This window comes from Pseudomonas sp. EA_15y_Pfl1_P101 (assembly GCF_963970835.1).
Classification (GTDB): Bacteria; Pseudomonadota; Gammaproteobacteria; order Pseudomonadales; family Pseudomonadaceae; genus Aquipseudomonas; species Aquipseudomonas tritici.
Genome location: NZ_CAXAPA010000004.1, coordinates 13880 through 31403 on the forward strand (window position 1 = coordinate 13880; position 17524 = coordinate 31403).

A 17524-nucleotide genomic window follows, 5' to 3' on the forward strand; every position below is an offset into this window, starting at 1 on the left:
TCTCCCTCGAGTGACTATCTACAGTGGAGGGCGGGGCGCCAGGAAGGTTTGATCGCATCGCCGGTGCCGCGACGAACGGGGGTGTGTTGACCCCGAACATGACAAGACCCCTCGCAATGGTCTAGCTTCTAGGGCGTAAGCCATTGATCAACTTGCGGAGGTACGCCATGCCAGTGAAACACGACCTGTATCAGGACTTGGGGTTGAGCAAGGAAGTCGTTCACGAACGCAGGGCGAGCGACAAACGCCTGGATTCGCTGCTCACTCAATACGACGACGCCGACAAGGAGGTATTGAAGGCGGAATCGGCAAGCGCCAGCGATGAGGATGTGGAGAAACTGAAGAAGAAGCGGTTGTTGATCAAAGACGAGATTGCGGCAAAGTTGGCTTAAGCGACAGTCCGCGTTCCCACAGGGCGCGGACATATTTATTCAGGATTCTCTGAGGGACTGGGTTCCCTTCACCGCCTATGATGCCCACCGCCTACCCGGCTCTGGGGACTGTGGCGGCGTAAGGATTGCGCCGGTGAGCCGGGTGGGTACTTCATTCAGGCCAGCAGCGCCAGGGTGCATTCGTCTATAGAGCGCTGCTGAGTCTCGGCGTATAGCTTCAATTCATCGATCGTCCGGCGCCCCAGCGCCTTTTCAAACTCGGCTTGGTTCGAATTGGCCGCGTAGTGGCTTTGCGCTGCATCCCCCAGGTTCGACTGGAAAATCCCCGCCGCGCTCACCGGCAGAAAATCTTCATAGACCAACGGCTCCACATCGATGTGGCCTGCCACCATCAGTGCTTCCAGGGTGCGCGGTTGATCCGCTGTGCCGCGCGCCGCCAAGCCTTGCTCGGTGACGAAGTAGCGGAAGTACGCCAGGCCCTGTTCACGCATTTGCCCGTAGTTATCCGGGAAGGCCTGGAAGTGCTGCTCCATCAATTGCCTATACCGTGCGGCGTTGTCCTCATTCGGGAAGGCGCCCAGTGCGTCGCGCGCGGCGTTCAGCAGTCGGTCGTACAGCGCACGGCCTTTGGGTGTGAGCGCCACACCGCGCTGCTCGATTTCGCCGAAGCGTGCGCTGTGGCTGCCTTTGGCGTCGGTGAAGGCGATGGGTTCGTCGAGGGCCTTGAAGCTGGTCTGGCGCAGCAGGATCGGGCAATTACGGCGCGGTGGGCCTTCAATCACCGCCTTGGGGGTGATGCCTTTGCCGGGCATGGCGGCCTGCACCTGGTCGATGTCCAGCGTGCGCGGGGTCAGGTGGTTGATATGCGGGCCTTTGAAGGCAACCACGTCGGCGATCAGGCGATGCTGGCCGCTCAATTGCTGATACTGCGTGGCGGTGACGGTAGCGGTGTGGTGCCAGCGGAAGGTTTCCAACGCCTGGCGGATGAATTCATCCGCATCCACGGGGTTGAGGCCGCCGTCCTTTTCCGACTGTTCGATCAGCGCCAGGGCGCCAGGGCTGAAGATCGAGCGTTTGGCCAGGGCGGTTTCGGCGAAGGTGCGCAGGTCGGAATTCTCGATCAATTCCAGGCGTAGCAATGAGGTAAATACGCGAAACGGGCTGGTCTGCAGCGCCTGTTCATGCACCGCGCGAAAGGCGGTGGAGTGCACGGGCACGCCAGCCGGGGTCAGGTCGTAATAGCCCACTGGCTGCATGCCCATCACCGCAAACAAGCGGCTGATGGTCGCCAGCTCTGCAGGCGTGCCCAGGCGGATCGCTCCGTGGCGTTCCATGTCCAGTCGCTGGATTTCGCCGGTGCGTTGCAGTTGCTGCGCCAAGCTCGGTTCGGCGTCGAGCACACGGGTGTTGGTCTCGGCCACCAACTCCATCAACGCGCCATACAGAGGAACTTCATCTCGATACATGTCGGACATGGCCTTGGAAAAACCCTTGCGGATCTCGTCGGGGCTGACATGTGCGGTGGTGGGCATAGAAAAATTCCTGATGGCTATGGCGATGAGGGTGGCCGTTGCCTGGAGTTTGTTGAGCGCAAGGCTTGCCTGCAAACGAAGAATCCTCAGGACTTCATTCTGCAAATGAATGAACAACAGGCTTACGCTGATGATTTCGGGATCGGCGCTCTGGGCACAGGTAACGGTCACAGCGGTTTCCTTGAGGACAGTCATGCGGCGATTAGTTCGCGGACCATGTACTACAGCGCGGATAACCGTCCGGGGACCAACAACGACCTGCGCTACTTCGACAGCAGCAGCGACGGCAAGAACGGCTACCCGTTCAATAACAACGGTGGCTACGCCAAGCACGCAGGCGAAGTCGACAACAAAACCTACAGTGCGGCCTTCACCTACCAATTGGGCGGCAGCAGCTTGATGCTCGACGACGTTGGTGTGGGTGACGACGGCGGCTTTGTGTGGGTCAACCAGGGCAGCCTGGCCGACCCGCATGCGCAAGGCGCCGGTGGCAGCGACTTGTACCTGTTCACCGACGCTGTGGTCGGCCAGTTCTCCCGCGCGGGCGAGCAGATCAACTTTGGCCAGTATTCGTATGACTTCAAGGCTTACGTACCTGGCCTGAAAGCGTCCGTGGCTAACCTGGACGGTACGGATATCAAGTCGAAAGCCGCCGGCGGCCCTGACCAGAAAGAAAACGAAGCCGACTTCCGCCTGGATTACGTCGTGCAGCCAGGTCCGCTGAAAGGCTTCGGTACCACTTTCCGTACCGGCATCTACCACGGTAAAAACACCGGCACTGCCGATCAGGATCAAACCCGTCTGATCTTCAACTACACGTACGCCATCTTCTAAGTCTTCATGTGCACCCGGGCGTCATTGGGCTCTACACTGCCTCTGACCTGGTAGGCGATGGAGGACCCAATGGCGGCCGCACCCGACACCCGAATAGTTGGAACCATCGAAGGCCAACGCCTGGCGACGCCGGATGCCGAGCGTTGGCGCGAATGGGGCCCTTACTTGAGCGAACGCCAATGGGGCACGGTGCGCGAAGACTACAGCGCCGACGGCGACGCCTGGTCTTACTTTCCCCATGAACATGCCCGCAGCCGTGCCTACCGCTGGGGCGAAGATGGCCTGGCGGGTTTCAGCGACAAGGCGCAACGCTGGTGCCTGGGCCTGGCCCTGTGGAACGAGCGCGATGCGATCATCAAGGAGCGCCTGTTCGGCCTTAATAACGCCGAGGGCAACCACGGCGAAGACGTCAAGGAGCTGTACTTTTTCGTCGACGGCGTGCCGAGCCATGCTTACATGCGCATGCTCTACAAATATCCCCACGCAGCCTTTCCCTACGCCGACCTGATCAGTGAGAACGCCCGCCGTGGCCTGGAGGATGCCGAGTACGAAATCCTCGACACCGGGGTGTTCGCAGACAACCGTTACTGTGACGTCAGCGTCGAATATGCCAAGCATCAGCCCGACGACATCTTCATGCGGGTCACCGTGAAGAACCGCTCGGACCAGCCGACCCGCTTGCAGGTGCTGCCCCAACTGTGGGCGCGCAATGACTGGAGCTGGACCATTGATGCGCCCAGGCCGCTGTTGACGTTGGATGCAGAGTCGGTGCTGGCGCGCCATCATGAACTGCCTGATCGTCATCTCAGCGCCTGGGGCCAGGATGGGGTGGAGTGGCTGTTCTGCGAGAACGAAAGCAACTATCCCAGGCTGCATGGGCAACCGGCGCCAGGCCCCTTCAAGGACGGGATCAATGATTACGTGGTCGAGGGTGTTCAAGCGGCGATTCGTCGTGACAGCGGCACCAAAGTCGCGGCGCGCTTCATTCTCGAGCTGGACGGCCTTGACAGTAAAACCCTCTACCTGCGTTTTGCTCCCGTCGACGCGCCGCAGGTCAACGCGCGCAAGCTGTTCGAACAGCGCCGCCAGGAGGCCGACGAGTTCTACGCCGCTTTGCAACACGGCATGGCCAGCGACGATGCGCGCAATGTGCAGCGCCAGGCGTTGGCCGGACTGCTGTGGTCCAAGCAGCTGTACTATTTCGACGTAAACCAATGGCTCGACGGCGACCCGGCGCAACCCGCGCCACCGCCCGAGCGCCTGCTTATCCGCAACACTCATTGGCGACACCTGTCGAATTTCGACATTCTCTCCATGCCCGACACCTGGGAGTACCCGTGGTATGCCTCGTGGGACCAGGGCTTCCAGGCGGTGGCCATGGCGCTGATCGATCCGGGATACGCCAAGCAACAGCTGTTGCTGCTGGTGAAAGACCGTTTCATGCATCCCAACGGCCAGTTGCCGGCCTATGAGTGGCGTTTTGACGACGCCAACCCGCCGGTACATGCCTGGGCCAGTTGGCGGGTGTATCAGCAGGACAAGACGCTGAACGGTGTAGGCGATATGGATTTCCTTGAGCGGATATTCCACAAGTTGCTGCTGAATTTTTCCTGGTGGGTGAACCGCAAGGATGCCGAGGGCCGCAACCTGTTCCAGGGCGGTTTCCTGGGCTTGGACAATATCGCCTTGTTCGACCGCTCGGCCGCGTTGCCTCCGGGTTACCAACTGGATCAGGCCGACGGTACGGCATGGGTCGCGGCCTATGCCCTGGACTTGATGCGCATCGGCCTGGAGCTGGCCAAGCGTAACGTCGTCTACGTCGACATCGCGGTGAAGTTTTTCGAGCACTTCCTGTACATCGCCGGCGCTATCAACCGCGTCGACGACAGTGCCGAAGGCCTGTGGGATGAGCAGGACCTGTTCTTCTACGATGTGCTGCACCGCCCCGACGGCCAGAACGAGCCGGTGCGCCTGCGCTCCATCGTCGGCCTGATGCCGCTGTTTGCCGTACTGGTGCTGGAACAGCACGAGCATCAACGTTTGGAGGGGTTGCGCGAGCGGCTCTTGGGTTTCATGCATCACCGGCCGGACTTGGCAAAGCTGGTCTCGCGCTGGAATGAGCCGGGGCAGGGCAATCGCCTGCTGCTGGCGCTGTTGCGCGGTGAGCGCACCAAAGACCTGCTGCGGCGCATGCTCGATGACAGCGAGTTTCTGGCGCCCTTTGGCGTGCGCTCCTTGTCCAAGGCCTTCGCCGAGCAACCCATGGCGTTGAAGATGAATGGCACCACGCTGAGTGCCTGCTATCAGCCAGGCGAATCCGACTCGCGTTTGTACGGTGGTAACTCCAACTGGCGGGGGCCGTTGTGGATGCCGGTGAACTATATGTTGATTGAGTCGCTGCGCGAGTTCCACCGTTACTACGCGGATAACTTCTCGGTGGAGTACCCGACGGGCAGTGGTTATCTGTCGTCGCTGGAGGAAGTAGCTGAGAGCCTCAGTCAGCGGCTGACCCGGTTGTTTCTAAGGGATGAAAATGGCCTGCGGCCGTCGATGGCGGGGTATGCGCAGTTGGAGGCGGATCCGGAGAGTCGTGATTTGGTGCTGTTCCATGAGTATTTCCATGGCGAGACCGGGCGTGGGCTGGGCGCGTCGCACCAGACCGGGTGGAGTGCGTTGGTGGCGTTGTTGCTGCAGCCGAAAATCTGAGTCACACCGCACAATAAAAAGCGGGCTTGCTCGCGAATGCGTGGGTCAGTCAACGAATATGTGACTAACCCACCGCATTCGCGAGCAAGCCCGCTCCCACAGGGATCCAGGGTTACCCGTGAATCAGGAAGGGAACAGCTCGCTCAGCTTCATCGCCAGCATCATGTCGCCTTCGGTGCGCAGCTTGCCGCCCATGAAGGCCTGCATGCCGTCGGTGGAGCCGTCGACGATGCCTTCCAGGGTTTCGCTGTCCATGACCAGGGTCACTTGGGCGTCCGGGTTTTCGCCTTCCTGCAGCTCGCAGGTCTTGTCTTTGACGACCAGGGAAAAGTTCTTCGTGTCGTCGATACGGAAACCGAACACCAGGTCCAGGCCTTCGGCAGCGCTTGGGTTGAACTTGGCTTTCATTGCTTCTACAGCTTTGGCTACGTCAGTCATGGTTTCGATCCTTTAGGGTAGAGTCCAGTGACCTTGGGGTCACGGTTGGCCGCAGTTCATCGGAAGGTGATGAGCTGCGGCGCCCTCAACAGTTGCAAGTGGGTATGGCTGTTGAAGGAAGCCAGTGTCACCTCGCGACCGCGGAATTTCAGCTGGTTGAGCGAGGTGTTAACAATTTGCCAGTTCAGTTCGAACGCCTGGGCGGCGGGCATTCGGGTAATCAGGTGGAGCAGGGCGGTGATGGTGCCGCCGGAGGTGAACACCGCGATCTTCTGCGTGTTGTCCGCCGCTTCAAGAATACGTTGCAGGCCGCCTTGGACACGCTCGACGAAACCCAACCAGCTTTCCAGTCCTGGCGTGTCATAGGTGCCGGCCAGCCAGCGTTCAATGATCAAGGCGAAGATGCGCTGGAATTCGCTGCGGTTCTGCGCGGCATTACGCAGGATCTCCAGGGCTTCGGGTTCGTGGCTGAGCAGGTCAGGGAGTAGGGCGCGAATGATCGCCTCGGCATCGAATTCGTTGAAAGCGCTGTCGACTTCCAATGCCGGTACCGGCAGGCCCAGTGCGCTGTATTGTTCGAAGGCGGCGGTGGCGGTGTGTTGCTGGCGGCGCAGGTCGCCGGCCACGCAGCGATCAAACACCAGGCCCATGTCCGCCAGGTGGCGACCGAGCACTTGCGCTTGCTCCACGCCGACGGGCGACAAGACGTCATAGTCGTCTGCACCGAAGGAGGCCTGGCCATGTCGAATCAGATAGATGCTGCCCACGTCCGTTTTCCCGGTACGTTGAAAGTCTGGCGAGGTTATGAGGATGCCTTCAAGCTGTCAATGAAAAAACATACGCTTGTTTTAAAAGTGCGTTGGAGGGCGCCTGGTGGCGGTTTGAGCGCTGGCTCACGGCAAGCACCGTCGGTATGCTGGGGCCATCCGCGCCTGGCGCACTGCACTTGTAAGGAGAACTATGGATTTTGTGGCCGAATACGCGAGCTTTCTGGCGAAGACCGTTACCCTGGTGGTCGCTATTCTGGTGGTACTGATCAGCTTCGCGGCGTTGCGCAGCAAAGGTCGTCGCAAATCCGCCGGCCAGTTGCAGGTCAGCAAGCTCAATGATTTCTATAAGGGCCTGCGTGAGCGCCTGGAGTCGAGCCTGCTCGACAAAGACCAGCTCAAGGCGTTGCGAAAATCCGAAGGCAAGGCTGAAAAGAAGAAAGGCAAACAGAAAGCCGAGGCCAAGCCACGGGTGTTTGTGTTGGATTTCGACGGCGATATCAAGGCTTCGGCCACTGAGAGCCTGCGCCATGAAATCACCGCACTGCTGAGCCTGGCCACGCCAAAGGACGAAGTCGTACTGCGCCTGGAAAGTGGCGGCGGCATGGTCCACAGCTACGGCTTGGCGTCTTCGCAACTTGCGCGTATCCGTCAGGCGGGCGTACCGTTGACCGTGTGCATCGACAAGGTCGCAGCCAGCGGCGGTTACATGATGGCGTGCATTGGCGAGAAGATTATCAGTGCACCGTTTGCCATCCTTGGCTCCATTGGCGTGGTGGCGCAGTTGCCCAACGTCAACCGCCTGTTGAAAAAACACGACATTGACTTCGAAGTGCTGACCGCGGGTGAATACAAGCGCACCCTCACGGTGTTTGGCGAAAACACTGAGAAGGGCCGCGAGAAGTTCCAGGAAGACTTGGACATCACTCACCAATTGTTCAAGAATTTCGTCTCGCGTTATCGCCCGCAGTTGGCAATCGATGATGTTGCGACCGGAGAAGTGTGGCTGGGTGTTGCTGCGCTCGACAAGCAATTGGTCGATGAGCTGCAAACCAGCGACGAATACCTGGCCACCAAGGCCAAGACCGCCGAGGTGTTCCACCTGCACTACGCCGAGCGCAAGAGCTTGCAGGAGCGGGTTGGCCTGGCGGCGAGTGGCTCGGTAGACCGGGTTCTGCTGACCTGGTGGAGCCGGTTGACCCAGCAGCGATTTTGGTAACTCGATTCTGAGCGTTTAGTTGAATCCATTGTGGGAGCGAGCAAGCCCGTTCCCACATTGGTTTGGCGGTGACGGTTAAGGCTCGAGTACGACCTTGAGGGACTTGTCGCCGCGCTCCATCACTGCGAACGCTTCCTTGAAGTCTGCCAGGGCGAACTTGTGGGTGACTACGCCGCGCATGTCGATCTTGCGGTTGCCGATGAAGTCGATGGCGCGTGGGTACATGTAGGGCCCCAGGTGCGAGCCGAGCACGTCCAGTTCCTTGCGGTCGCCGATGATCGACCAATCCACCGTCGCCTCGTCATTGAATACGCTGAACTCAACGAAACGCCCCAGCTTGCGCAGCATCGCCAGGCCCTGGTTGACCGCTTTGTGATGGCCGGTGGCTTCGATGTAGATGTCGCAGCCGTAGCCGTCGGTGATTTCACGGATCTTCGCCAGCACGTCAACGTCCGCCGGGTTCCACACTTCGTCCGCGCCCATGCGTAGGGCGAGCGCGGTGCGTTCGGGTTTCATGTCCAGCACGATAAGTTTTTTCGGATTACGCATGCGCACTGCGCCGATGATGCCCAGCCCCAGCGTACCAGCGCCAGCGACTACCACCACGTCATCGAAGTCGACATTGGCGCGCTCGGCGGCATGCAGCGAGCAGGCGAGAGGTTCGATCAAGATGGCTTCGTCCGGAGCGATGGCGTCCGGGACTTTGTGGATGATGCCTTCCTTGGTGAAAATCATGTACTGGGCCATGGCGCCCTGCACATTGTTCTGGAAGCCATACAGGTCGTGTTTCTGGCACATCCAGTACTGGCCGTGATTGCAGAAGCGGCAGCCCCAGCACGGTACGATCTGCTCGGAAATGACCCGATCACCGACCTTCACACCGCGTTTTTCCGCGCCGGGGCCCAGGGCGACCACACGGCACACAAATTCGTGGCCGGGGATCATCGGCGGTTTCACATAGCGCGGCTGCTCGGCATCGCCCCAGAACGAGGGCGCGCCGCGATAGGTCTTGATATCGCCCATGCAGATGCCGCACAGCTCGACCTTGGTGAGGATTTCCTCAGGGCCGGGCACAGGTACATCGACGGTTTCCAGACGATAATCTTCCGGGCCATAACAGACCACTGCCTGCATGGTTTTCGGGATGATCGGGAATAGTTGTTCTTGCGAACGTTCGGTAACGGTGGACATGGCGGGCCTCGGGGCAAAAGTGAACTCATCGCTCCCGTGCGGACACGGGAGCGATCAACCGGCAATGGTTTATTTGGCGCCGCTGACTTGCTTGTACAGCGCGTCGGCGTTGGCGTTAGTCACGGGCACCCAGGGCAAGATGTAGTTCTTCGCGGTGCCATCGGCCCATTTCACGTCTTTGGCGTAGCGCTCCCAGATCGCCGATTGTGGTGTGTAGTCCTTCCCGGCGAGTGCACGCAGGGCCACGTCCAGCGCGCCTTGGGATTGAGCCTGGGCATCCTGCAGGAAGGTGGTGACTTCGTCTTTTTTCGCCGCCTGGATCGCATCTGGCATGCCGTCGATGGAGGTGACCGGTACGTCCTTGGCGGTCAGGCCGTGGGATTTCAGTGCCTGTACGGCGCCTAGGGCCATGTCATCGTTTTGCGCGATCACGCCGTTAATGCCTTTGGGGTGGGCGTTCAGCCAGTCTTCAGTCAGTGTCATGGCCTGGGCGCGGTCCCAGTTGGCGGTCTTTTTCTCGATGATCTTGATGTCCGGGTGCTTGCCCAGCACTTCCAGTTCACCTTTTTCCCGATCGATCTGCGCCGACTGGCCGATCGGGCCCTGAATAATCACCACATTTCCCTTGCCGTTGAGCTTGTCGACCATGGCTTGTGCCTGCAAGCGGCCGCCTTCCACATCGTCGTTGCCCACATAGGGTACGGAGGCATCGGCTACTTTCGTATTGGAGGCGATGACCACCACGTCGTTGCTCATGGCTTGCTTGACGGTGCCCACGCCGGCCTTGGTGTCGATGGGCACGAACAGGATGGCGTCGTAGCGCTGGGTCACCATGTTTTCGATCTGGTTGTTCTGGGTCAGTGCGTCGTAGTTGCCGTCGAATACGGTCAGTTGCACGGTGCCGTCTTTGACGGCGGGGTGTTCCTTGAGCTCGCGTACCCAGTTCTGCATGAACTGGCCCTTGAGGCCGTAGACCGCGGCACCGACCTTGTAGGTCTTGCCGTCGGCGGCCAGGGCGAGGCTGCTGGCGAGTAGGGTGAGGGCCGCTGCGGCGGCGATGGTCGAACCAGGTTTCATGATGAGCACCTATTTATTGTTGTGGTCAGTCGTTCATGCATTGCCTTGTTGTGATCATATGTTTAGCAAATGAAAATCTGGTCAGTCAAATTTTTTCGCATGAAACCTGAAAATAGGCCTACTATTGCAAATTATTGGATTTTTTATGAGGTTATTGCCTTATTTTTAATGTTTTCGCGTGATATTAATTTCAATTGATGATCATGTGGTCGTATTAATTTGGCAGGTTTTACAGATCTTGTAATAGTTTGGGTTGTGGAGAGGTTCGGATTCGCCTGTACGATTCAGATCCTTTTGTCATTGCAGGATTTGCATGAACACCCTCTCGGAGCCTCCCAGTCGTCTTTCCCCAAGACAACCGCTGCTGCTATTCCCGCTGAAGCACCCCGTATTCCGACTGCTAGTCTTGTCCCGGGCCCCTGACCGTGCCTTGCCGTGTCTGGCATTCTGAAATTCGATTGAAGAGGCTTTATAGATGGAATGGTTAGCGGATCCAACGGCCTGGCTCGGCCTGTTGACCTTGATTGTGCTGGAACTGGTACTGGGCATCGACAACCTGGTGTTTATTGCGATCCTGGCGGACAAGCTGCCGCCCGAGCAGCGTGACCGTGCGCGCTTGATCGGTTTGTCCCTGGCGCTGCTGATGCGGCTGGGCCTGTTGGCGAGTATTTCCTGGTTGGTGACCCTCACCCAGCCACTGTTCGAGGTGTTCGACAAGAGCTTCTCCGGCCGTGACCTGATCATGCTGTTTGGTGGTGTGTTCCTGCTGTTCAAGGCCACCATGGAATTGCACGAGCGCCTGGAGGGCCATGTCACACAGCGAACCGGTAACGTCGCCTACGCGATGTTCTGGCCAATCGTGGCGCAGATCGTGGTGCTTGATGCGGTGTTCTCCCTGGATGCGGTGATTACCGCCGTGGGCATGGTGGACGAGCTGGCGGTGATGATGATCGCGGTGATCGTGTCCATCGGCCTGATGATCGTGGCGAGCAAGCCGTTGACCCGCTTCGTCAATGCGCACCCGACCGTGATCATGCTGTGCCTGGGCTTCTTGATGATGATCGGTTTCGCCCTGACCGCCGAAGGCCTGGGCTTCCATATTCCCAAGGGCTACCTGTACGCCGCCATTGGTTTCTCGATCCTGATCGAAGTGTTCAACCAGATTGCCCGCGCCCGTCGCAAGAAGTCGGCGCAAGGTGTGCTGCCGGTGCGCGAGCGTACCGCTCACGCGGTGATGCGTTTGCTCGGCGGCCGCAGCCTCGCGGTGGAAGAGGTGGGCGAAGACGTGGCCGATTTGCTCGGCGAGTCTGATGCGACGCAAGGTCCGCTGTTTGGCCGACGTGAACGCGTGATGATCAGTGGCGTGCTGCAACTGGCCGAACGGCCGATTCGCACGCTGATGACGCCGCGTGCCCAGGTTGACTGTATCGATCTGGCGGACGATCCCGACACTATCCGCCTAAAATTGATGCATTCGTCCTACTCGCGTTTGCCGTTGATTCGCAACGGTGCCGTCGATGAGCCCCTAGGCTTTGTGCACAAGAAGGAGCTGCTCAAGGAGTACCTGGCCGGCAACGAACCTAACCTGGAGCATTTGGCGCGCCGTGCAATCAACTTGCTGGAGAGTTTTTCGATCCTCAACGCCCTGGAGCAGATGCGTCAGGAGTCGACCCACATCGCTTTTGTGATCAACGAATTCGGTGATTTCATGGGCGTGTTGAGCATGACCGACATTCTTGAATCGATTGCTGGTGAGTTGCCGGATGCCAGTGAGGTCGAGGGGCCGGATATCGTCGAGGAGGGCGATGGTTTCCGCGCCAATGGTGCGTTGAACCTCAATCTGGTTAGTCAGCGCACAGGCTTCAAGGCTGCTGCGACCGAGGACTATCAGACGTTGGCCGGCCTGGTGATGAGCCTGCTGGACCGTTTGCCGGTGGTGGGCGATAGCCTGGAGCATGAAGGCTGGCGCTTGACGGTGGCGGCGGTGGAGGAGCGGCGGGTAACGCAGGTGGTTTTGCGACCTTGCGCTGGTCATAACGTTTGAACGTATCTGTCACAAACCGCACCTGTTCTTGCTCAGGACCGAAACCTTTGAACACCTCCATCAAGGTTCCGTTGAGGTAGATCAGCAACGTTGGGGTGCCCATTACGCTTGGGTGCCTCGGCGTTTTCACGCAATTAAGCACGATGCTCACTATCCAGGGATGTCTTGAGGCAATCCGTTCGAACAAGGGGCCTGCGCTCACGCAGGCGGGGCAGTGGTCGGAAATAAACAGAATGAACACTGGGCGTGGCGTATTCAGCACCCTTTGAAAGTGTTTGGCATCAGAAATTTTTTGCGTAGCAATCTCCATAATGATCTCCCGGGCAGCGCTGGTTTTTGTCAACGCTAAGCCCGGCAATCACCCTCGTCTACTGTCAATCTTCACAGGTCCTCCTTACGCTCCAAGCGTTCCCGCGCCTTGCGCGCCTGGCTCGCGCATTTCTTGTATTCCAAGTTGTTCCTGGAGGCCTTCGCTTCGCGATAGCCGTGGTGATTCTGGCTCGTGTAGCGAGTGCTGAAGGCTTCGTTGAGCTTGCGCAGTTCTTCCTTGCAGTCACGACGATCTTTGCTGGCGGAGGCGCCGTTGGTCACCAGGAAGGCCAGCAGAAACAGGCTGAGACGTAGCTTCATCAGGGCGGGTCCTTATCGACATGAATATGCCAAGGCTAGCCCAGGGCAAGGATTTTTCAATGGTGGGCGTGCACTGCACGGGTGCGCGGTAACACTGTTATGGCGCACCCCAGTGGGGCTGATCACCGTTGTGGGGGCCTTGGGTAGCAGGGGCATTTCAGGTGATGGCGCAACGCCTCGTCGAAAAAATACTCATCTAACTGATTCATAACGAATTTATTTCAATCATATTTTTCTGTTACTACGTGTGGCACACTTCCTGCTGTCTATTCCGTTGTTACATACTATGTTCCGGTATAGCGGAATACACATCTCTTGGAGTGCTTGTCATGCATCACCGACCTTCCGTGTTTAAAGCGTGTGTTTTTCTCTTCGTCGCATCGGCTTCCCTCGCCAGCCTTGTGCAAGCGGCGGACAGCAAGCTCGATAACGTGCTCAAACGGGGGCACCTGATCGTGGGTACAGGCAGTACCAATGCGCCGTGGCACTTCCAGGGAGCGGATGGCAAGTTGCAGGGGTTTGATATCGACATCGGCCGCATCGTGGCCAAGGGCTTGTTCAACGACCCAAGCAAGGTCGAGTTTGTGGTGCAGTCGTCCGACGCACGCATTCCCAACCTGCTGACCGACAAGGTCGACATGAGTTGTCAGTTCATTACCGTCACCGCCAGCCGCGCGCAGCAAGTGGCTTTTACCCTGCCGTACTACCGCGAAGGCGTGGGCCTGCTGCTGCCAAACAACAGCAAGTACAAAGAGATTGAAGACCTGCAGGCGGGCGGCGATGGCGTGACTGTGGCCGTGCTGCAAAACGTGTACGCCGAAGAGCTGGTGCATCAGGCTTTGCCCAAGGCCAAGGTCGACCAGTACGACAGCGTCGACCTGATGTACCAGGCCGTGAACTCCGGCCGCGCCGACGCCGCCGCCACCGACCAGTCCTCGGTCAAATATCTGATGGTGCAGAACCCAGGCCGCTACCGCAGCCCGGCCTACGCCTGGAGCCCGCAGACCTATGCATGCGCCGTCAAGCGTGGCGATCAGGATTGGCTGAACTTCGTCAACACCGCGTTGCATGAAGCCATGACCGGTGTGGAATTCCCCACCTACAAGGCCTCGTTCAAGCAGTGGTTCGGCGTTGATCTGCCGGAGCCGGCGATCGGTTTCCCGGTTGAGTTCAAGTAATTCATGAAAGTCGGGGCGCCGCGAGCGGCGCCCCCATTCAGGTACTGTCGACCATGAACTATCAGTTGAACTTTGCCGCCGTCTGGCGCGATTTCGATACCTTGCTGTTGGGGCTCGGCCTGGGCTTGGAACTGGCATTGCTGTCGATCGCCATCGGCTGCGTGATTGGCCTGCTGATGGCGTTTGCCATGCTATCCAGGCACGGCGCGCTGCGAATCTTCGCCTCGGTGTATGTGACGGTGGTGCGCAATACGCCGATCCTGGTACTGATCCTGTTGATCTACTTCGCCTTGCCCAGTCTGGGTATCCGCCTGGACAAGATCCCCTCGTTCATCCTCACCTTGTCGCTTTACGCCGGTGCCTATCTGACGGAAGTGTTCCGCGCCGGGCTGTTGAACATTCCCAAGGGCCTGCGTGAAGCCGGCTTGGCCATTGGCTTGGGAGAGTGGCGTATCCGCGCCTACATCATCGTGCCGGTGATGCTGCGCAACGTGCTGCCTGCGCTGTCGAACAACTTCATTTCGCTGTTCAAGGACACCTCGCTCGCCGCCGCCATCGCGGTGCCGGAGCTGACCTATTACGCCCGCAAGATCAACGTCGAAAGCTACCGGGTGATTGAAACCTGGATGGTCACGACCGCGCTCTACGTGGCTGCCTGTTACCTCATCGCCATGCTGCTCCGTTACCTGGAACAGCGCCTGGCGATCCGTCGTTAAGCGAGGTTTCCATGTACCAATCCCCAAGCTGGCTGCATGAGTTGTGGATCGCCCGGGAGACGCTCTGGGCGGGCTTCCAGGCCAGCGTGTATGTCTCGGCGTTGGCCATTATCTTTGGCACCCTGATCGGCATCGTCGCCGGGTTGATCCTCACCTACGGCAAATTCTGGATGCGTGCGCCGTTTCGTCTGTATGTCGACTTGATCCGTGGCACACCGGTATTTGTACTGGTGCTGGCGTGTTTCTACATGCTGCCGGCACTCGGCTGGCAAATCAGCGCGTTTGAGGCCGGTGCGGTCGGGCTGACGTTGTTCTGCGGCTCCCACGTATCGGAAATCGTGCGCGGCGCGCTGCAAGCCATTCCCCGTGGGCAACTGGAAGCGGGCAGGGCGATTGGCCTGACGTTCTACCAGTCCCTGGGCTACGTGCTGTTGCCCCAGGCGCTGCGCCAGATCCTGCCGACTTGGGTCAACTCCTCGACGGAAATCGTCAAAGCCTCGACCTTGCTCTCGGTGATCGGCGTGGCCGAGCTGCTGCTGAGCACCCAGCAAGTGATCGCACGCACTTTCATGACCCTGGAGTTCTACCTGTTCGCCGGGTTTCTGTTCTTTGTCATCAACTACGCCATCGAATTATTCGGTCGCTACATTGAAAAGCGGGTGGCCTTGCCATGAACCAACCTCAAACAACCCAACCGCTGCTGAACATTCGCGGCCTGCGCAAACAGTACGGCGAAGTCGAAGTGCTCAAGGGCGTCGACCTCTCCATGCAGCGCGGCAATGTGGTGACCTTGATCGGCTCCAGCGGCTCGGGCAAGACCACGCTGTTGCGCTGCGTCAACCTGCTCGAAGAGTTCCAGGGCGGCCAGATCACCTTGGATGGCGAGTCCATCGGCTACAGCGAGATTGCCGGCAAGCGCGTACGTCATCCTGAACGGGTGATCGCCCAGCACCGTGCGATGACCGGCATGGCGTTCCAGCAATTCAACCTTTTCCCACATTTGACTGCGTTGCAGAACGTTACCCTTGGCCTGCTCAAGGTCAAGAAAATGGGCAAGGACGAAGCCGTCGCGCTGGCGGAAAAATGGCTGGACCGCGTAGGGCTTTTAGAGCGTCGCAACCACTTCCCCGGCCAGCTTTCCGGTGGGCAGCAACAACGTGTGGCCATTGCCCGCGCGATTGCCATGAACCCGAGCCTGATGCTGTTCGACGAAGTCACCTCGGCCCTCGATCCCGAGTTGGTGGGCGAAGTGCTCAGCGTGATCAAGGGCCTGGCGGAAGAGGGCATGACCATGTTGTTGGTTACCCACGAGATGCGCTTTGCCTATGAAGTCTCGGACAAAATCGTTTTCATGAACCAGGGCCGCATTGAAGAGCAGGGCACCTCGAAGGACATCTTCGAACGCCCGCAATCGCCGCGCCTGGCGGAATTTCTCAAGAACATTCGTTTTTAATCAGGAGCCTATTTTTATGAGCATCACTCGTTACGGTGCCGGTAGCACAGCCGGCGGTGGCCAGCCACGTCCTTTCGCCCGCGCGGTGGAAGCGGACGGCTGGCTGTACGTCTCGGGCCAAGTGCCTGCGGTGGACGGCGAAATCATCACCGGCGGGATTATCGAGCAAACCCGCCAGACCATGCGCAACGTGGTGGCGATCCTCGAAGAAGCCGGCTACGAGCTCAAAGACGTCGTGCGCGTCGGCGTATGGCTGGAAGACCCCCGGGACTTCTGGAGTTTCAACAAGGTATTCGGCGAATACTTCACCCCGGAACACGCCCCGGCACGTGCCTGTGTGCAGGCGAACATGATGGTCGATTGCAAGGTCGAGATTGATTGCGTGGCCTACAAGAAAAAAGGCTAAATGCCCCCACTCTTGAGACCACTCGAGATCAAATGTGGGAGCGGGCTTGCTCGCGAAAGCGGTGTTTCAGTGAATGCATCTATAGCTGATCCACCGCATTCGCGAGCAAGCCCGCTCCCACAGGGGCCTGTGTTGACAGTAACGTTTTGAACGAGACCAGAACCGCCATGACCGAAGACACCATCAAACGCCGCGCCAAGGGCCTGGACCGTGCATTCGATATCCTCGATTTCCTCAAGGAAATCGGCCAACCCCTGCGCCCGAATGATATTGCCAGCGGCATCGGCAGCCCCAAATCCACCGTCTACGAATTGGTCGCGTCCTTGCTCGAACGACGCATCCTCGAAACGGTGGGCAAGGACGGTCACGTCTACCTCGGCCGCCAACTGTACTTTCTCGGCCAGGCGCACCTGCGCCATTTCGACCTGACCCGCGAGGCCGACCACGCCTTGCAGGAAATCGTCAGCCGAACCCACGAAACCGCGCAGATGTGCCTGCTCAACGGGCGCAAATACACGGTGGCGCTGATGCGCGAAGGCGAGCGGCATTTCCGGATTTCCTCGGACATCGGCGAAAACGCACCGATCCCCTGGACCGCCTCCGGACGCCTGCTGCTGGGGCACTTGAGCGATCAGCAGATCATTGATCTGATCGATCCCGACGACTTCATCCTGCCGGATGGCGAGCGCCTATCGCTGGAGACCTTCCTGGCGCAAATCCGTCAGGCCACCCTTGATGGCTTCTTTTCCTTCGACAGTGTGGCCGACACCTTTACACATTGCTTTGCCGCCCCGGTACGGGACGCCCAAGGCATCAGCATTGCGACCCTGTGCATCGTCGCCCCACGCGCCGACGCGCTCAAAAACTACAACGACTATCGCCGGGTGTTGATCGACAGCGCCAACCACCTGGCCCGGCGCATCAACGAATAGGAGTTTTCC

At 59.1% G+C, this 17524-nt stretch carries 16 protein-coding genes and 2 pseudogenes; 11 read left to right on the forward strand and 7 right to left on the reverse strand.

Going from position 1 to position 17524, the window contains the following annotated elements; translation table 11 throughout:
• Positions 1 to 167: 167 nt before the first annotated feature.
• Positions 168 to 392 (forward strand): DUF465 domain-containing protein, encoded by a 225-nt coding sequence (locus tag AACY36_RS06890; RefSeq protein ID WP_339415846.1) that lies wholly within the window; start codon positions 168 to 170, stop codon positions 390 to 392.
• A gap of 155 nt (positions 393 to 547) precedes the next feature.
• Here the strand turns inward: AACY36_RS06890 and hglS are convergent, their stop codons facing one another.
• Positions 548 to 1924 carry a 2-oxoadipate dioxygenase/decarboxylase HglS gene (gene hglS / locus AACY36_RS06895; RefSeq protein ID WP_339415848.1) on the reverse strand — a complete coding sequence of 459 codons (1377 nt, stop codon included), beginning with the start codon at positions 1922 to 1924 and terminating at the stop codon, positions 548 to 550.
• A 252-nt stretch (positions 1925 to 2176) separates the two neighbouring features.
• Between hglS and AACY36_RS06900 the strand changes: the two are divergent.
• Together AACY36_RS06900 and AACY36_RS06905 are read left to right on the forward strand one after the other, a co-directional pair.
• Positions 2177 to 2758, forward strand: a pseudogene (locus AACY36_RS06900) (OprD family outer membrane porin); the annotation flags it as partial.
• 69 nt (positions 2759 to 2827) lie between these two features.
• Positions 2828 to 5464, forward strand: coding sequence for an MGH1-like glycoside hydrolase domain-containing protein (locus AACY36_RS06905; protein WP_339415849.1), 2637 nt, complete (start codon positions 2828 to 2830; stop codon positions 5462 to 5464).
• A gap of 123 nt (positions 5465 to 5587) precedes the next feature.
• Here AACY36_RS06905 and AACY36_RS06910 read toward each other — a convergent pair whose 3' ends face one another.
• On the reverse strand, positions 5588 to 5902 hold the full coding sequence (locus tag AACY36_RS06910; protein ID WP_005788868.1) for an SCP2 sterol-binding domain-containing protein: 315 nt from the start codon (positions 5900 to 5902) through the stop codon (positions 5588 to 5590).
• 56 nt (positions 5903 to 5958) lie between these two features.
• A complete protein-coding gene (locus AACY36_RS06915; protein WP_339415851.1) occupies positions 5959 to 6669 on the reverse strand; it encodes a histidine phosphatase family protein in 711 nt (236 codons plus the stop codon).
• Between the two features lie 193 nt (positions 6670 to 6862).
• Between AACY36_RS06915 and sohB the strand changes: the two genes are divergently transcribed.
• A complete protein-coding gene (gene sohB / locus AACY36_RS06920; protein ID WP_339415853.1) occupies positions 6863 to 7888 on the forward strand; it encodes a protease SohB in 1026 nt (341 codons plus the stop codon).
• A gap of 75 nt (positions 7889 to 7963) precedes the next feature.
• On the opposite strand, the gene AACY36_RS06925 is transcribed toward sohB, so the two are convergent.
• Together AACY36_RS06925 and AACY36_RS06930 are read right to left on the reverse strand one after the other, a co-directional pair.
• The gene (locus AACY36_RS06925) at positions 7964 to 9079 is read right to left on the reverse strand and encodes an MDR/zinc-dependent alcohol dehydrogenase-like family protein (RefSeq protein ID WP_339415855.1); all 1116 of its coding nucleotides are present in this window, start codon (positions 9077 to 9079) and stop codon (positions 7964 to 7966) included.
• A gap of 69 nt (positions 9080 to 9148) precedes the next feature.
• Positions 9149 to 10156 (reverse strand): substrate-binding domain-containing protein, encoded by a 1008-nt coding sequence (locus AACY36_RS06930; RefSeq protein ID WP_339415857.1) that lies wholly within the window; start codon positions 10154 to 10156, stop codon positions 9149 to 9151.
• A 475-nt stretch (positions 10157 to 10631) separates the two neighbouring features.
• Between AACY36_RS06930 and AACY36_RS06935 the strand changes: the two genes are divergently transcribed.
• A complete protein-coding gene (locus AACY36_RS06935) occupies positions 10632 to 12200 on the forward strand; it encodes a TerC family protein (protein WP_339427605.1) in 1569 nt (522 codons plus the stop codon).
• Between the two features lie 28 nt (positions 12201 to 12228).
• Here AACY36_RS06935 and AACY36_RS06940 read toward each other — a convergent pair.
• Positions 12229 to 12510 (reverse strand): annotated as a pseudogene (locus AACY36_RS06940) (thioredoxin family protein); the annotation flags it as partial.
• 71 nt (positions 12511 to 12581) lie between these two features.
• Positions 12582 to 12830, reverse strand: a complete 249-nt coding sequence (locus tag AACY36_RS06945) for a hypothetical protein (RefSeq protein WP_339415859.1) — start codon at positions 12828 to 12830, stop codon at positions 12582 to 12584.
• Between the two features lie 329 nt (positions 12831 to 13159).
• Here AACY36_RS06945 and AACY36_RS06950 point away from each other — a divergent pair, with 329 nt between their 5' ends.
• The 6 genes from AACY36_RS06950 (at position 13160) to AACY36_RS06975 (ending at position 17515) form a co-directional block, all read left to right on the forward strand.
• Positions 13160 to 14008, forward strand: a complete 849-nt coding sequence (locus AACY36_RS06950) for a transporter substrate-binding domain-containing protein (RefSeq protein ID WP_339415860.1) — start codon at positions 13160 to 13162, stop codon at positions 14006 to 14008.
• A 53-nt stretch (positions 14009 to 14061) separates the two neighbouring features.
• Complete coding sequence (locus AACY36_RS06955; protein ID WP_339496842.1) at positions 14062 to 14724, forward strand: amino acid ABC transporter permease; 663 nt, start codon at positions 14062 to 14064, stop codon at positions 14722 to 14724.
• An 11-nt stretch (positions 14725 to 14735) separates the two neighbouring features.
• Positions 14736 to 15398 carry an amino acid ABC transporter permease gene (locus tag AACY36_RS06960; protein ID WP_339427604.1) on the forward strand — a complete coding sequence of 221 codons (663 nt, stop codon included), beginning with the start codon at positions 14736 to 14738 and terminating at the stop codon, positions 15396 to 15398.
• Positions 15395 to 16177: an amino acid ABC transporter ATP-binding protein gene (locus AACY36_RS06965; protein ID WP_339415865.1), complete on the forward strand. Its 783-nt coding sequence runs from the start codon at positions 15395 to 15397 to the stop codon at positions 16175 to 16177. The genes AACY36_RS06960 and AACY36_RS06965 overlap by 4 nt, the downstream gene beginning before the upstream one ends.
• Before the next feature lie 16 nt (positions 16178 to 16193).
• Positions 16194 to 16583, forward strand: a complete 390-nt coding sequence (locus AACY36_RS06970; protein ID WP_010210958.1) for a RidA family protein — start codon at positions 16194 to 16196, stop codon at positions 16581 to 16583.
• Between the two features lie 167 nt (positions 16584 to 16750).
• Positions 16751 to 17515, forward strand: coding sequence for an IclR family transcriptional regulator (locus AACY36_RS06975; protein ID WP_339415868.1), 765 nt, complete (start codon positions 16751 to 16753; stop codon positions 17513 to 17515).
• Positions 17516 to 17524: the final 9 nt, after the last annotated feature.

Bases quoted from the DNA above. Each gene is read 5' to 3' on its own strand.
- AACY36_RS06925 (WP_339415855.1), bottom strand. From the start codon at position 9,079: ATGTCCACCGTTACCGAACGTTCGCAAGAACAACTATTCCCGATCATC.
- AACY36_RS06970 (WP_010210958.1), top strand. From the start codon at position 16,194: ATGAGCATCACTCGTTACGGTGCCGGTAGCACAGCCGGCGGTGGCCAG.
- sohB (WP_339415853.1), top strand. From the start codon at position 6,863: ATGGATTTTGTGGCCGAATACGCGAGCTTTCTGGCGAAGACCGTTACC.
- hglS (WP_339415848.1), bottom strand. From the start codon at position 1,924: ATGCCCACCACCGCACATGTCAGCCCCGACGAGATCCGCAAGGGTTTT.
- AACY36_RS06960 (WP_339427604.1), top strand. From the start codon at position 14,736: ATGTACCAATCCCCAAGCTGGCTGCATGAGTTGTGGATCGCCCGGGAG.
- AACY36_RS06950 (WP_339415860.1), top strand. From the start codon at position 13,160: ATGCATCACCGACCTTCCGTGTTTAAAGCGTGTGTTTTTCTCTTCGTC.
- AACY36_RS06955 (WP_339496842.1), top strand. From the start codon at position 14,062: ATGAACTATCAGTTGAACTTTGCCGCCGTCTGGCGCGATTTCGATACC.
- AACY36_RS06965 (WP_339415865.1), top strand. From the start codon at position 15,395: ATGAACCAACCTCAAACAACCCAACCGCTGCTGAACATTCGCGGCCTG.
- AACY36_RS06905 (WP_339415849.1), top strand. From the start codon at position 2,828: ATGGCGGCCGCACCCGACACCCGAATAGTTGGAACCATCGAAGGCCAA.
- AACY36_RS06975 (WP_339415868.1), top strand. From the start codon at position 16,751: ATGACCGAAGACACCATCAAACGCCGCGCCAAGGGCCTGGACCGTGCA.
- AACY36_RS06890 (WP_339415846.1), top strand. From the start codon at position 168: ATGCCAGTGAAACACGACCTGTATCAGGACTTGGGGTTGAGCAAGGAA.
- AACY36_RS06910 (WP_005788868.1), bottom strand. From the start codon at position 5,902: ATGACTGACGTAGCCAAAGCTGTAGAAGCAATGAAAGCCAAGTTCAAC.
- AACY36_RS06935 (WP_339427605.1), top strand. From the start codon at position 10,632: ATGGAATGGTTAGCGGATCCAACGGCCTGGCTCGGCCTGTTGACCTTG.
- AACY36_RS06945 (WP_339415859.1), bottom strand. From the start codon at position 12,830: ATGAAGCTACGTCTCAGCCTGTTTCTGCTGGCCTTCCTGGTGACCAAC.
- AACY36_RS06930 (WP_339415857.1), bottom strand. From the start codon at position 10,156: ATGAAACCTGGTTCGACCATCGCCGCCGCAGCGGCCCTCACCCTACTC.